The organism is Catelliglobosispora koreensis DSM 44566, from assembly GCF_000379685.1.
Classification (GTDB): Bacteria; Actinomycetota; Actinomycetes; order Mycobacteriales; family Micromonosporaceae; genus Catelliglobosispora; species Catelliglobosispora koreensis.
In genome coordinates this window covers 88272-102685 of sequence record NZ_KB903250.1, presented here as the reverse complement: position 1 = coordinate 102685, position 14414 = coordinate 88272, and the positions used below count along the sequence as shown (strand labels likewise).

12 protein-coding genes are annotated in these 14414 nt (G+C 64.1%); 8 read left to right on the top strand and 4 right to left on the bottom strand.

What is annotated here, in order from left to right; genetic code table 11:
* Positions 1 to 128 precede the first annotated feature (128 nt).
* From A3E1_RS0107565 to hrpA, 6 genes are all read left to right on the top strand, one after another.
* Positions 129 to 572, top strand: coding sequence for a Clp protease N-terminal domain-containing protein (locus A3E1_RS0107565; RefSeq protein WP_020520147.1), 444 nt, complete (start codon positions 129 to 131; stop codon positions 570 to 572).
* Positions 562 to 1809 carry a Clp protease N-terminal domain-containing protein gene (locus A3E1_RS44535; protein ID WP_020520146.1) on the top strand — a complete coding sequence of 416 codons (1248 nt, stop codon included), beginning with the start codon at positions 562 to 564 and terminating at the stop codon, positions 1807 to 1809. Before A3E1_RS0107565 ends, A3E1_RS44535 begins: the two co-directional genes overlap by 11 nt.
* 63 nt (positions 1810 to 1872) lie before the next feature.
* On the top strand, positions 1873 to 2082 hold the full coding sequence (locus tag A3E1_RS46995) for a hypothetical protein (protein WP_169454384.1): 210 nt from the start codon (positions 1873 to 1875) through the stop codon (positions 2080 to 2082).
* A complete protein-coding gene (locus tag A3E1_RS0107550) occupies positions 2066 to 4804 on the top strand; it encodes a helix-turn-helix transcriptional regulator (protein ID WP_245571112.1) in 2739 nt (912 codons plus the stop codon). Before A3E1_RS46995 ends, A3E1_RS0107550 begins: the two co-directional genes overlap by 17 nt.
* 9 nt (positions 4805 to 4813) lie before the next feature.
* A complete protein-coding gene (locus tag A3E1_RS0107545; protein ID WP_020520143.1) occupies positions 4814 to 5440 on the top strand; it encodes a hypothetical protein in 627 nt (208 codons plus the stop codon).
* Between the two features lie 34 nt (positions 5441 to 5474).
* On the top strand, positions 5475 to 9236 hold the full coding sequence (gene hrpA, locus A3E1_RS0107540; protein ID WP_083929401.1) for an ATP-dependent RNA helicase HrpA: 3762 nt from the start codon (positions 5475 to 5477) through the stop codon (positions 9234 to 9236).
* On the opposite strand, the gene A3E1_RS0107535 is transcribed toward hrpA, so the two are convergent.
* From A3E1_RS0107535 to A3E1_RS0107525, 3 genes are all read right to left on the bottom strand, one after another.
* The gene (locus A3E1_RS0107535) at positions 9237 to 9419 is read right to left on the bottom strand and encodes a hypothetical protein (RefSeq protein ID WP_020520141.1); all 183 of its coding nucleotides are present in this window, start codon (positions 9417 to 9419) and stop codon (positions 9237 to 9239) included. It abuts the gene before it with no gap.
* Positions 9420 to 9429: 10 nt separating this feature from the next.
* On the bottom strand, positions 9430 to 10665 hold the full coding sequence (locus A3E1_RS0107530; protein ID WP_026208200.1) for a hypothetical protein: 1236 nt from the start codon (positions 10663 to 10665) through the stop codon (positions 9430 to 9432).
* A 90-nt stretch (positions 10666 to 10755) separates the two neighbouring features.
* On the bottom strand, positions 10756 to 11286 hold the full coding sequence (locus A3E1_RS0107525) for a hypothetical protein (RefSeq protein ID WP_020520140.1): 531 nt from the start codon (positions 11284 to 11286) through the stop codon (positions 10756 to 10758).
* Between the two features lie 45 nt (positions 11287 to 11331).
* Between A3E1_RS0107525 and A3E1_RS0107520 the strand changes: the two genes are divergently transcribed.
* Complete coding sequence (locus A3E1_RS0107520) at positions 11332 to 11829, top strand: acyl-CoA thioesterase (protein ID WP_020520139.1); 498 nt, start codon at positions 11332 to 11334, stop codon at positions 11827 to 11829.
* Between the two features lie 80 nt (positions 11830 to 11909).
* On the top strand, positions 11910 to 13859 hold the full coding sequence (locus A3E1_RS0107515; protein ID WP_020520138.1) for an acetoacetate--CoA ligase: 1950 nt from the start codon (positions 11910 to 11912) through the stop codon (positions 13857 to 13859).
* On the opposite strand, the gene A3E1_RS39355 is transcribed toward A3E1_RS0107515, so the two are convergent.
* A complete protein-coding gene (locus A3E1_RS39355; protein WP_020520137.1) occupies positions 13807 to 14391 on the bottom strand; it encodes a TIGR03089 family protein in 585 nt (194 codons plus the stop codon). The genes A3E1_RS0107515 and A3E1_RS39355 overlap by 53 nt on opposite strands.
* Positions 14392 to 14414 lie beyond the last annotated feature (23 nt).

Sequence of the window (14414 nt, the reverse complement as noted above, 5' to 3'; positions counted from 1 at the left end):
GCGATGGGGGTGAATACGGCGTGGTTACGCCGTGGTTACCGCACGGTAGTACAGACAGAGGTAAATGTGAATACCTTTCACCTGGGTTGGTTCGGCTATCATGCGTTCCAATCACGAGGGGACGCACCATGATCGACCGTCTTGCCATGGACGCCGAAGCCGTCATCGCGAATGCTCATGAAGCCGCCAAATCAATCGGCCGTGACGGCCTCGACAGTGCCGGGCTTCTGCTAGGAATGCTAGTCACCGAATTCAGCCCTGCCGCGAAAACCCTGGCCGCACAAGGGGTTTCGGCTGCGGCCGTGCGGGATCTCATCGCGGCACGCTGGCCGTTGCCGGAGCGGCCCGTCATGCCCGGGGTTCTCCCGTTAACCGACGAGATCATCACGATTCTGTCTGATGCCCAGAAACTCGCGCATTACTCCGGATCGGAAACCCTTGGTTCAGGTCACCTCCTGCTCGCGCTCGTGCGCCTGCGGGAATCGCTTGGCGCGCAACTGCTCTGGTCGTGTGTTGCGGACTTAGGCGCTTTGGAGGCGGCCGTGGAAGCAAAGTTCGGCAATGCTCCATAACTTCACCGAAGAGGCGAGGCAGGCGCTGATCCAGGGTCAGGTCGCGGCCAGAGAGTTGCGTTTCGACACTTTGGACAGTGCCGCCATGCTGCTTGGCTTGCTCACGGCCGAGAAGGATCCCGCGGTCAAAGCGCTTGTCCAGCAAGGGATAACACCCCAGAGGGTACGAGAGCAGGTCACCCGTCAGCGACCACCTGCCTTTGCCGAAACCCAGAAGCGGGCCGTGGCCTATTCCGCTGAAGCGCAAGAGGTTCTGGAGCAAGCGGTCTGGGAGTCCAAGCGCCTGGGCCACAAGCGGATCATCACGGCCGGTCACCTCATCCTCGCGATGATCCGCGTCCAGCACTCAGCGGCGGCGTTCGCGCTCGCGGAGATCGGCGCTGACTTCAGCGCGATCGAGATGGCCGTTGCGGCGCAACACGTGCCGTCCCAACCGGACGCTGCCGTCGAACTGTCCGCTGAGTTTCGCCAATTGCTCGTCGAGGCGAGCGGGTGGGACTGGCCGCGTCCGCGGCGTCACTTCGCGGGTTACATCGTCAGCGCTTTGTGGTACGCGGCAACGCTCGCCCTCATGGTGGAGCTGACAAGGAACACGTCAGGTCCAGAACTCGTGCTCGCGCTCGCCGCTGTCTTCCTGGTCGTCAGGATGGCGCTCTACGCCTGGCGTTTCAGCCGCGCACGCATCCCCGCCCCGGAATCCTCCACCGTCTTATTCACGCCGCCTCAGTTACGTGAGCTTCTAGCCAGCTGGGGTGTCAGCGACTTCGCGCTATGGCTGCGCGACGACTACAAGCTTGACGACCACGCGGTCCGCATCGGAACTAAGGCCCGCATCGGCGTTTCGCGCGAGGTCTTCAACCGCCCGGCCGAAAGTGGTGAGGTCGTCGCCCACGAGCTGGCGCACGTGCTGCGCAACGACTCGTCCCACGGGACCTTCCGGATCTGGGCGCTCTACAGCCTGGCGGTGCCAGCCTTCGTGACCTTTGAGCCCTCGGTCTGGGTGCTCGCCGCGGTCAGCCTGGTCGCGCACCACGTCATGGTGTCGTGGCGGGCCGAGATCGCGTGCGATCTGATCGGGGTGCGGCTCACTTCGTACCAGCAGATGGTTTCGTTCTTTGATCGGGCCGGCGGCCCTAGGTATCGGCCGGCCCGCACCCATCCGCCCGTTGCGCTGCGGTTATGGATCGTGCGCCGGTTCGGCATAGGTATACCTAGGACGGGTACCCAAGACGCCTAGGTAGGTAGGTCTGGCCAAGATAGGTAACTGCTGTGGATGGCATCGGCCCTTACTCGCTAGAAGATGAGTACATCAGAAAGCGATGAAGGGAAAAAGACAGTGATACTCCACCCGGAACTCCTCCTCGGCCAGATCAACGAACACCACCGCGAGCTGATCGCCGAAGCCGAGCAAGAGCGACTCTTCCAAGCCATCAAGCGCCGTCTCACCGATAACAACAAAGCACAGCGTGCGAGGGAGCCGGTAATCTCGACCCGTGCGAAGCACGCGTGACGGGGCGAGCCCAGTGATGATAGGACGTGACCGCGAGCTGCATCAGCTGATGCAGCTCGCCTCGTCTTCGCAGCCGCGTGCGGCGATCGTGGCCGGTGAGCCCGGAATGGGTAAGACCCGGCTGATAGCGGAATTTCTGAGCAAGCTGACGCCCGAGACGGTTGTCCTCGTGGGCCATGCCGAGCCCGGATCGCTCGCCCGGCCCTATGAAGTGCTGATGGATGCCCTGAGCGGCGAGCCTGACGTCTCGCGCCAGCGGCTCGACGAGCTGGCCGACACGGGCCGCAGCGCTGTTGAGCGCTTGCACGCCGGCCTGGCACTGCTCAATGAACTGATCGGGGATCGCCCAGCGGTCATCGTGTTCGAAGATCTCCACTGGGCTGACTCTGAAAGCGCCGCGCTCTTCGAGCGCCTGGCTGACCTCGACACGGCCAAGCTGATCATCGGGACGTTCCGTCCAGGAGACCTTGACGGGCGCAGTCCCGCGACCGGGTTGTTGTCGCGTCTGGATCGTCGCCGTCCAGTGACCCGCATCGAACTCGAACCGCTCACCGAGGCGGAAACTGGGGCATTTGTCGCCGCTGTGGCGGGCCAGCCGGCCACGGTCCGCGCGGTGTCGTCGCTGCACCGGCGCACGGGTGGCAACCCCTTCTTCCTAGAAGAGCTGTTGCGTGGGCACGAGGGCGAAGACCCGGAACTGCTCTGTGAGCACCCGCTGCCGTGGAGTGTGACCGAAGTCCTGCGCCGCCACGTCGCCGACCTCGATCCCCGCGACCAGCGCGTGCTCGACGCCGCGGCCGTGCTCGGGCACCGTGTGCCCTTCGACCTGCTCGCGACGGTCTCTGGCACCAGTGAAGACGAACTGATCTCGGCGCTCGGTGTGCTGGTCGAGCGGGGCGTTCTGGTGGAGACCGGCGAAGACGAATTCACGTTCCGCCACGCGCTCGTGCGCGAATCCGTGACAGGCCGCCTGCTCGGACGGCAACGTCGGCGGTTGCACGAAGCCGCGCTGGAAACCCTGCTCACCGCAGGCGGGTCTGACCCGGCGATGGTCGCCAAGCACGCACAGGCCGCTGGCCGGTACGAAGACATGGTCGCCGCGGCACGCAAAGGCACCGAGCTCTACCTGTCGATTGGCTCAGCGCACCAAGCACTCAGCCTGGCCGAGATGGGGCTTGAGGAAGCAGGCGAAGACGCGCCACTGCTCGCCGCGGCTGCCCGTTCGGCCTGGCTCGCTGGACTGAACGAAGACGCCAGTGAGTATGCCAAGCGCTGGCGCGACGCCGCTGCGTCCAATGTGGACCGTGCACACGCTCAAGCCCTGATGATCCGGCTCGCCTGGGAAGCCGACGAGATCGCCGTCATGGAGCAGCTCACCACGGAAATCCAAGCGCTGCTTGAAGAATTGCCACCCGGTGACGATCAGGCGCTCGCGATGTCAGCGGTCGCTCAGTCAGCCCTCTTGCGTGATGAGCCCGAAGAAGCCCTGCGCTGGGCCGAGCGCGCGCTCGCCTTGGCTGAAGAAATGGACCTGACGAAGGCGAAACTGTCCGCGCTCGCGGAGAAGGGCATGGCCTTAACGGACCGCCCCGCCACCGCCGCCGAGGGCCGCGCGATTCTGGTGGGTCTCGTCGACGCCGCCGAAAAAGCCGACGAGTGGGTACTAGCCGCCCGCTCGCTAAACGTTCTGGTGCAAAGTCTTCCGCCAGCCGACCCGGCCGAGCACGCCGAGATGCTGGAACGCATGCGTGTCAACGCGGAACGAGCCGGGTTCGAGTCGACCGCCGTGGCCGCCTACTACCAGGGCCGGGCCCGGGTCGCGATGCGCGAAGGTGACCTTAAGGCCGCGATAACGGCGCTGGAACAGGGACGCAGCCGTGACCTGAGCTATGTGCGGCGCGGGCGCAAAGCCGACGTGCACGCCGTTTTCCTTGCCGGGCTTTACCTTGAGGCCAGTGAGTTCACGAAAGCTTCGCGTGTCATTGACGATCTGCGGCAACTTCAGCTTCCGTCGACACTGATCGTCCCGGCATTGGCCTTCCACCTGGCTTGCCGCACGAACAACATCGCCGCGGCGGAGTCCTATCTGGAGGAAGTGTTCACCGCTGTTCGTGAGCAGACATGGCGCAGCGGAGCACAGGCCAACGATCTCATCACAGCGGCGATCTACGCTGGGCTTCCGCTAAAGAGCTTGCGGCGCATGGTTTCTGAACTGCTGGACATCAACGTCTGGGACGAATACCGCACACTGATCGACGCGACCGTCGCCCAGGCGAGCGGCAATCACGCTGAGGCGATCAAGGGCTTCCAAGAGGCGCTGACCGCCGAGCTGCTCAACCCGCATCAGCGGGGAAGCGCCGCGGTCGGGCACGCGCACAGCCTCATGGCGCAAAACCGTGCGGCAGAAGCTGTTCCATATCTGGATCAGGCGTCCAAACTGCTCGCGAAGTGGGGCGGTTGGCGGGTGGAAAAGCTGCGTAGCGTACGAGCGGAGGCGGGTCTGGCTCCCGACGGGGGGACACGTGAAGTCACCGGCACCGGTGCTCTGACGCCACGTGAGCGGGAGGTCGCCATGCTGATCGCCGCCGGTCTCACCAACGCCGAGTTGGCTCGCCGTCTCTACATCTCGCCGAAGACCGCTGCGATTCACGTGTCGAGCATCTTGCACAAGCTGGGGGTCACCTCGCGTACCCAGGTGAAGGATGTCGTATCCGGGGGCTAGCCTCCTGCCGTGCGTGACTACGTGACAGCAGACGATGTCCAGACCACCGTTGCCGCCGCGATCGATGCCCTGCTTCCAGCCGCTGACCGTGATTGGTCGGTGCCTGCCGGGGCTCTGATGTGGACCTGTTGGGAGACCGCCGAACACATCGCTGACGATCTGTTCGCCTATGCGGTTCAACTGGGCCCGGCGAAGCCTTCGGCCACGACCTACGTGCCCGTGGCCTGGGAACGCAAATATGACGGCGCGCCAGCGGCGAGCATCTATGCCGAGAAGAAGGCCGGAGTGACCGGTCTGCTAGAGGTGCTGGAAGCTTGTGGCGCCCTGCTGACCGCGATGGTGCGCGTGACGCCGCCCGAGAAGCGGTCCTTCCACAGCTCCGGGTTGTCTGACGTGGAAGGTTTCGCCGCGCTGGGCTGTGTCGAAGTGATCGCGCACACGCACGACATCGCGACCGGGCTTGGCGTGGCGTGGAACCCGCCGCAAGACGTTTGTGAACGGGTGCTCAGCCGTCTGTTCAGCGATATTGCGGCCGGGTTCCCGGCAGCGGAAACCTTCCTCTGGGCCACCGGCCGAGGCGAGCTGCCCGGCCAGCCCAGGCTCACGAGCTGGCGAGTGGACGCGACTCCCCGGTAAACGACTTGATGGGGCGCATAAGCTAAAACGCGAGATGAGCAAGCCAGTACCGATACCTGCTGAGCGCCTGAGCGGGCTGATGATTCGCGATCAGCTGCGCCTGGCGCGCCGGCCCGACCCCGCGTTCCTGGCCGCCGCGGAGGACCGCGTTCAGCGGCGCACGGCCGCGGTGCCTCAGATCACGTACCCGGAAGATCTTCCTGTCGCGCAGAAGAAGGATGAGATCGCCGACGCCATCCGGGATAACCAGGTGGTCATCATCGCGGGCGAGACCGGGTCCGGGAAGACCACCCAGATCCCGAAGATCTGCCTTGAGCTGGGTCTGGGCGTGCGCGGCATGATCGGGCACACGCAGCCGCGGCGGATCGCGGCACGCACCGTCGCCGAGCGGGTGGCCTCAGAGCTGGGCACGGAGCTTGGCGCGGCGGTCGGCTGGAAGATCCGGTTCACGGATCAGGTGAGCGACACCACACTGGTCAAGCTGATGACCGACGGCATCCTGCTGGCGGAGCTGGCCAACGACCGCAATCTGTCGCAGTACGACACGATCATCATCGACGAGGCACACGAGCGCAGCCTCAACATCGACTTCCTCCTCGGCTATCTCAAGCAGCTGCTGCCCAAGCGACCCGATCTCAAAGTCATCATCACTTCGGCGACGATCGACCCCGAGCGGTTCGCCGCTCACTTCGGCGATGCGCCGATCGTTGAGGTTTCCGGGCGGACCTATCCGGTCGAGGTCCGCTATCGCCCACCGTCCATTGAGGACGAAGAAGATCAGATCCAGCTGATCCTCGACGCCGTTGATGAGCTGTCCCTCGAGAAGCCCGGCGACATCCTCATCTTCCTCAGCGGGGAACGAGAGATCCGTGACACGGCTGACGCGCTCCGCAAGCGAAACCTCAGGCACACCGAGATTCTGCCGCTCTTCGCCCGGCTCTCAACGGCCGAGCAGCATAAGGTTTTCCAGCCACACACAGGCCGGCGAATCGTCCTCGCGACCAACGTCGCTGAGACGTCACTGACCGTTCCTGGCATCAAATACGTCATCGATCCGGGCACCGCCCGGATTTCGCGTTTCAGCAACCGGCTCAAAGTGCAGCGGCTGCCGATCGAGCCGATCTCACAGGCGTCGGCCAACCAGCGCAAGGGCCGCTGTGGGCGGACCTCGGACGGCATCTGTATCCGGCTCTACGAAGAGAAAGACTTCGAAGAGCGCCCTCAGTTCACCGATCCGGAAATCCTGCGTACCAACCTAGCCAGCGTCATCCTGCAGATGACAGCACTCGGGCTCGGCAACATCGCCGCCTTCCCGTTCCTGGACCCGCCTGACAAACGCCACATCGCCGACGGCGTCTCGCTGCTCGAAGAGCTTGGCGCGCTTAAGCTTGGCCGCCTCACCGACCACGGCCGCAAGATATCCCAGCTGCCAATCGACCCGCGCCTGGCGCGCATGGTGATGGAGGCGTCCAACACCGGCTGTGTGCGGGAAGTCCTCATCATCACGAGCGCGCTGTCCATTCAGGACCCACGTGAACGGCCGGTTGACAAGGAAGCCCAAGCGGCACAACAACACGCGCGTTTCATCGACAAAGAGTCCGACTTCGGCAGCTACCTCAATCTCTGGGAATATCTGCGGGAACAGCAAAAGGAACTCTCGTCGAGCCAGTTCCGCAAGATGTGCAAATCCGAATACCTTCATTATCTGCGGGTACGCGAATGGCAGGACCTGCAAGCACAATTGCGCCAAGTGGTCCGGAGCCTCGGGTTCTCCATCAACACCGAACCAGCTCACCCTGAGCATGTGCACAAGGCGCTGCTGTCAGGATTGCTTTCGCACATAGGCTTTCTCGATCCGGAAAAGCGTGAATACCAAGGCGCGCGGGGAGCGAAGTTCGCCATCTTCCCGGGATCGGCTTTGTTCCGCAAGAGCCCTCGCTGGATCATGTGCGCTGAACTCGTTGAGACATCACGTCTTTGGGGCCGCGTCGCGGCGAAGATCGAGCCCGAGTGGGCTGAGTCGCTCGCCGAGCATCTGGTCAAGCGGACGTATAGCGAACCGCACTGGGAGAAGAAACAAGCGGCCGTCGTGGCCTACGAGCGGGTTCTTCTCTACGGATTGCCCATCGTCGTCAAACGGAAAGTCAACTACGGGCGCATCGATCCGGCGCTGTCGCGTGAGCTATTCATCCGCCAGGCGCTTGTCGAGGGTGACTGGGACACGCACCACAAGTTCTTCGCCGAAAACCGTGCACTGCTTGAACAAGCAGAAGAGCTAGAGCACCGGGCGCGGCGGCGTGACATCGTCGTTGACGACGAGACGCTATTCGCCTTCTACGATCAGCGGCTTCCGCTCGACATTGTGTCAGGGCGGCATTTTGACGCGTGGTGGAAGAAGACTTCGCGCTCGTCGCCGGACCTTCTGACGTTCACGGAAGACTTGCTCATCACGAAGCAGGTCAGCCTGTCGGATTATCCGTCCACTTGGGACGGTTTCGAGCTGACCTATCAGTTTGAGCCCGGTCAGCACGCCGACGGAGTGACCGTGAACATTCCGCTGCCGTTGCTGAACCAGGTTTCCTCCGCCGGGTTTGAGTGGCAGGTGCCGGGACTGCGCGAAGAACTCGTCATCGCCCTGATCCGGTCACTGCCAAAAGCGTTGCGGCGCAACTTCGTTCCCGCACCTGACGTCGCGCGAGACGTGCTCACGCAGATCAGCCCCGATGACGGTCCGTTGCTCCCGGCGGTTTCCCGCGAACTGCGCAGGCTGACCGGCGTCGTCGTGCCACTAGACGCTTGGGACTTCTCCGCCGTGCCCGCGCACCTGCGCATGACCTTCCGCGTCGGTGATGTGGAGAGCAAAGATCTGGACGCGCTCAAGGATCAGCTAGCTGACAAGGCACGTGCCGAAGTCGCTGCCGCCGCAGACGACTTGGAGCAGCACGGCATCACCACGTGGAGCATCGGCGAGCTGCCCCGTGTCGTGCAGCGTCAACGTGCGGGGCATGAGGTTAACGCGTACCCGGCTTTGGTCGACGAGGGCGATTCCGTTGGCGTGGGCGTGTTCGACACCCAGGGCGAGCAGTGGGGCGCGATGTGGCGTGGCACCCGCAAACTGCTGCGGCTAACCGTCGCCCCGCCGCTTAAGGCGGTCCAAGGCAGACTGTCCAATCAGGCTAAGCTCGCGCTGAGCCGCAATCCGTATGGCGGCGTGGCCGCGCTCCTCGAAGACTGTGTCACGGCGGTCATCGACAAAATCATCATCGACGCGGGCGGACCAGCCTGGGATGGCGTGGCGTTTGACGCGCTCGCCGAGCGCGCCCGCATCCAGGGCGCGTTGCTCGTCGAGCTGCTGCAGGTACTGGAACCGATCTTGAAGTCTTGGTACGAGATCGACCAGAAGCTCAAGCGCATCACCAACGTCGTGCTCGTGCGGTCCGTTTCGGATCTGCGGAGTCAACTCGACGGACTGGTATATCCAGGTTTCGTGGCTGCATCAGGCATCCGGCGCCTGCCCGACATCGCGCGGTATCTGCGCGGAATGCAGGTGCGCCTGTCCAAACTCGACGCCAACCCGCAGTGGGACCGGTCGCGGTTGCTCCAGCTCGACGAAGTGCTGGAGGAGTATGCGTCCTACCGTTCCGACGTCAAGCCGGGCAGCCCCGGGTGGGACACCTTGCAACAGGTGCGATGGATGATCGAAGAGCTGCGGATCAGCTATTTCGCTCAGGAACTCGGCACGGCGTACCCGGTGTCGGACGTGCGCATCTACCGGGCACTTGCCGAGATCGCCTGATCACTCGTCGCCGGACCAGCGGGCGTCCTCTTCGTCGATACGGTCGTTGCGTTCCTTGATGCGGTTGATCGCACCCTCGGCTTTCGCGGCGCTGTCATAGGGGCCGAGCACGCTATACGCAGGGCATTTGTCGGCGTCAGTTTCTACTCGCTTGTGATCAGTGCACCAGTAGTAGTTAGCCATGCCCCTATTCTCACCGAGCCGCTCCCGGATCGTCGATTTTCACCGTCACCTCGTCGGAAAGTAACGTGGGCGGCAAGTCATCCGGCACCTTCGGCTGAGCGGGAGTGCCCTTAGGCGTGCGCTTGGGTAGCGGTGGCGGTTCCTCTTGTGCCGCAACGCTTTCCGCAGGCTGTTCCTCGGAAGCCTCCGCTCGCGCCAACCCCGACACAGCCGCAGCCGCCTTACTCGGCGCCGGCGCTCCCGTGAACGACGGCAACGCCTGCACAGCTTGCGCGGGCGCGGGCGGGGCCGACGGTGCTGGTGACACGGGCGCGGCCGCTGCAGTTGGCACGGCCGGAGCGGATGCGCTTACCGGCGCGGCCGGGGTGGGTGCGGCCGGCTGGTGCGGCGGCACGGGAGCGGTTGGTGCCGCAGGTGAAGAAGCGGGTGCGGTTGGCGGTGCTGGTGAAACGGATGCGGCCGGAGTGGGTGCGGCCGGAGCCGCGGGAGCGGTCGGGGCCGTGGGTGCTGGCGGTGCAGCGACCGGGGTGGGCGGTGCTGGCATCAGGATCGCCGTGGGATCAGTCGAACCTGGTGTTGGTGGCGCTGGCTTGGCCGCTTTAGGAGGCTTGGCGGGTTTCTGCGGCGGCACAGGCATGCCTGCCGGGTAGCCGAGCGACGGCGGTGCGATGTCGGGCAGCGTGGGATCAGGCAGGTATTGGTATTGCGGCTGCTGATACTGGGGCTGTTGATACTGCGGCTGCTGGTATTGAGGCTGCTGGTATTGCGGCTGAGCCTGATACTGCGGGTGCTGCTGTTGGTACTGCAGATACGGAGGCGGCGTGGGATGCGAGTTCTTGCGCCAGCGCCGTGGACTGGTCAGTGTCGCGGCGAGCGGGACGCCGAGCAGGAAGCCAAGGCCCCACTGTCCAACCGCGCCTCCCATGTGGACGTCCAGCTTGCCGAACAGCGCTTCATACGAGGCGTTGTCCAGCAGACCCCATCCGCTCATCCCAAGGTAGGCCATGCCGACCAAACCGGGCCCGAGTGGCGAAAGCCGCGCCATGGTAAGGATGCCGTAAAGCAACCCGGCCAGCAGAAGCGCCCCAAGCGCAGCCAGTGCGGCGAACGGGTCCTTGACGAAGCCCACGCTGCGCGCGGTTTCGAAGGCGCTCAGGCCTGTGCCTGTGAGCAGGAAAATGGCTGGCCCGAAGACGGCAGCCAGGAGCAGCGATCCAATATGGCGCACGCCATCAGGATGCCGCATCACCGCCACTTAGGGCGGGCGGGCCGGCGGCACACGCCGAAAGCCGACTCGGCGCGCCATTTCCCGCAGAAAAGGCGCGCCGCAGTCAGCCTAGTAGAGCTTGTCGGTCTTGGTTTCGTCGTCCCGGCGGATCTCGGCGGTTGGTGCGGCCGATGAGTCCGGTGGGAAGGTGGACGGTGGTGACCACGGAGCGGGTGGCGGTGGCGGGGTCCAGGCGTTCGGATCGCCTTGTGTCGCGTTTCCGCGCCAGCGCGAGGGGCTGAAGATAGACATGAACAAGGTGGCGGCGACAACGGCCAGGATCGGAACCGGGGCTACCCAGTCGACGCGGTAGTCACCGAGTGACCACTCGCCGAGCGTGATAGCTGAATAGGCGCCAACCATCGGGCCGATCGAAATGCCGAAGTAGGCCAGCGAGACGAATAGCGCGCCAACCGGCGAGTTACGCAGGCTGCCCACGGCACCGTAGAGCAGGCCGGCCACCACGAAAATCGCCACCGCGATGTACTTCTCCTGCTGGGTGGTGCCCTGACCTTCGAACAGGCCGTAGACAACCCCTAGCGCAAGCCAGCCCGCGAAGGCAACGACGACGCCGCCAATGAGACTCCAAACATGTCGCATGGCACGGCACGCTACCGGCTGAGGTCTGCATGGGATAGTCGTGCAATGATCGAGGCCCGGCCCACCGCCTACTCCCGCGTCACCTTGAGCCGCATCATGACCTCGCAGGATGTGAACCTTTACGGGACTGTCCACGGTGGAGTCATCATGAAATTCGTCGATGACGCGGCCGGTGCCGCGGCGGCCCGCCATTGCGGGTTCAACGCCGTCACGGTCTCCATCGATGAGATTGCGCTAATGGTGCCGGTGCGCGTGGGTGACCTGGTGCATGCCAACGCTCAGGTCAACTGGACCGGTAAGACGTCACTGGAAGTCGGCGTCAGCGTTCTGGCCGAGCGATGGAACGAAGGTGGCCGCGAACCGGTGCATGTGGCGTCGGCCTATCTGGTGTTCGTGGGTGTGGACGCATTCGGGCAGCCGCGCGAGGTGCCAAAGGTGCTGCCGGGCGATGAGTCTGACCAGCGCCGGTTCCAGGAGGCTGAGATTCGCCGGCAGCACCGGCTCGCCCGGCGTAAGGCGATTTCTGATCACCGTGGCGAATAGCGGCGCGATGTGCCGCGGCCACACAAGAGCGCGCTAACCATGGCGTCAACGGCCGCTTCGGGGCGCGATAACCTCAACGCGTGACCGTGCTCTGGACGCCGCCCGCTGACGTGCGGCAAAACTCCCGCATCGGGGCCTATTTGCGTTTCCTCCAGGAGCGCCGGGGCCTGGATTTCGCGACCTATGACGACCTGTGGACGTGGAGCACCGAGGATCTCCCCGGCTTCTGGTCGTCTATCTGGGAGTTCTTCGAGCTGCCGGGCGAGCCTGGCACGGTTTTGGCCAATGATGCGATGCCAGGCGCGCAGTGGTTCCCGGACGCCCGGCTGAACTACGCCGAGCAGGTCCTGCGGATGCCGGGCATCGAGCCCGAAACACCGGTGGTGCTGGGTTATTCGCAGACGCGACCGGCCGTCACGATGACGGCGGAGGAGCTACGTGAGTCGGTGAGGCTGGCGCGAGCGGGACTCAAGCGGCTAGGTGTGGAGCCCGGAGACCGTGTCGCGGCCTATCTTCCGAACATTCCCGAAACACTGGTGCTGCTTCTCGCGACGGCCAGCCTAGGGGCGATCTTCAGCTCATGTGCGCCGGAGTTTGGCACGCGCAGTGTCACCGACCGCTGGATCCAGATCTCGCCCAAGCTTCTGGTGGCCGTTGACGGTTACCGGTACGGCGACAAGGTGATTGACCGCCGTGCCGAGGTCGCCGCGATCACCGATGCGCTGCCCTCGCTTGAGCACACGATCCTGCTGTCTTATGTGGACGGACAGACCGGCTTGGGTCCCCTGAGCGAGCCAAGTCTTGAGGCACTGGAATTTAGCCAGGTTCCGTTTAACCAGCCTCTCTACGTGCTGTACTCATCTGGTACCACCGGATTGCCAAAGCCCATCGTGCACGGACATGGCGGCATTCTCCTCGAACATCTGAAAATGCTTGCCTTGCACCATGACCTGGGGCCGGGGGACCGTTTCTTCTGGTTCTCGACCACGGGCTGGATGATGTGGAACTTCCTCATCTCGGGGCCCGCGGTGGGTGCGTCGATCGTGATGTTCGACGGCAACCCGGGCGCGCCGGATCTGGGCATGCTGTGGCGCCTGGCCGAGGAGTCGGGCATGACCTACTTCGGCACCTCGGCGCCCTTCCTGCTGGCCTGCCGCAAGGAAGGCTTGGTGCCAAAGGACATCGCTAATCTGTCTCGGCTCAAAGGGCTGGGTTCGACCGGCGCGCCTCTGCCGCCTGAGGGCTTCACTTGGGTGTACGAAAACGTGAGCGAAACCCTTCAGCTGCAATCACTGAGCGGTGGCACCGACGTGTGCACCGGTTTCGTGGGCGCGAGTCCACTGAACCCGGTGTATCAAGGCGAGATCGCGGCGCGGTGTCTCGGGGCGAAGGTCGAAGCGTATGACCCCACGGGCAAACCGGTGATCGGGGAACTCGGCGAACTGGTCATCACCGCGCCCATGCCGAGCATGCCGGTCGGCTTCTGGGGCGACAGTGACGGCAGCAAGATGCGTGAGGCGTATTTCGATACGTTCCCGGGAGTCTGGCGTCACGGCGACTGGATCACCATCACTGAGCGTGGCAGCTGTGTCATCACGGGACGTTCGGACGCGACGCTGAACCGTGGTGGGGTCCGCCTGGGCACGTCTGAGTTCTATTCCGTCGTGGAGGGGCTGCCCGAGGTCGCCGATTCCGTTGTGGTGCACCTGGAAGACGCCGAAGGCGGGGCAGGTGAACTGCTGCTCTTCGTGGTGCTGCGCGACGGGCTGACGCTCGATGGCGCGCTCATCAAGAAGATTGCCACCGAGTTGCGCACCGCGCTGTCACCACGGCACATCCCGGACGGTATCCATCAAGTGGCGGCTGTGCCTCGTACCCTCAGTGGCAAGAAACTTGAAGTGCCCGTCAAACGCATCTTGACGGGCACGCCAGCCGACAAGGCGGCCGCTAAGGGTGCTCTGGCGAACCCAGAATCGCTTACGGCGTTTGAGGAGCTGGCCAAGTTGCCTTCTCAGCAGCAAAAGTCTTAGCGAGCGCGGTTTCGTCAAGCCCGGTGCACGCGACGATGCTTGCCCCAGCGGCAAGCGGGGCGAGCAGCCACTCCCGCGGATCGGGATGGGTGTCCACATTGAACAAAGCCCGGTCGCCTGGCTTGAGGCCCAGATCGAGGACGTCGCCAACGTCAGCCGTTGCCCCGCTGTAGTGATCGCCATGTGCACGGACCGCGACCACCCAGTCGCTCTGCTGAAAAGGATGAAGCGTCAACGTATATTCGGCTTCCGAACCCGGCAGTCCAAAGGAGACATCGCCGGATTCCCCGACTGTTAGCCCGACATTCCAGGACGCGAGTAAGATGACCGCGGTCTGCCAGTGCGGCGGCAGGTCGATTTCGGCGACATCTCCGGGCCCGAGGCCGCATTCATTCACGAGCAGGTTTGACATTTTCGCGACCCAATTGCCGAGCGTCGCGCCGGACAACTCCGTGCGCTCCGTTGGGGAATACCACGTGAGCAGCGGTTTGGCTGGGTCGGTCAGAGCGAGAAAAGAACGAATGGTGGTCACAGTCCGAAAGGCTATTAGACATA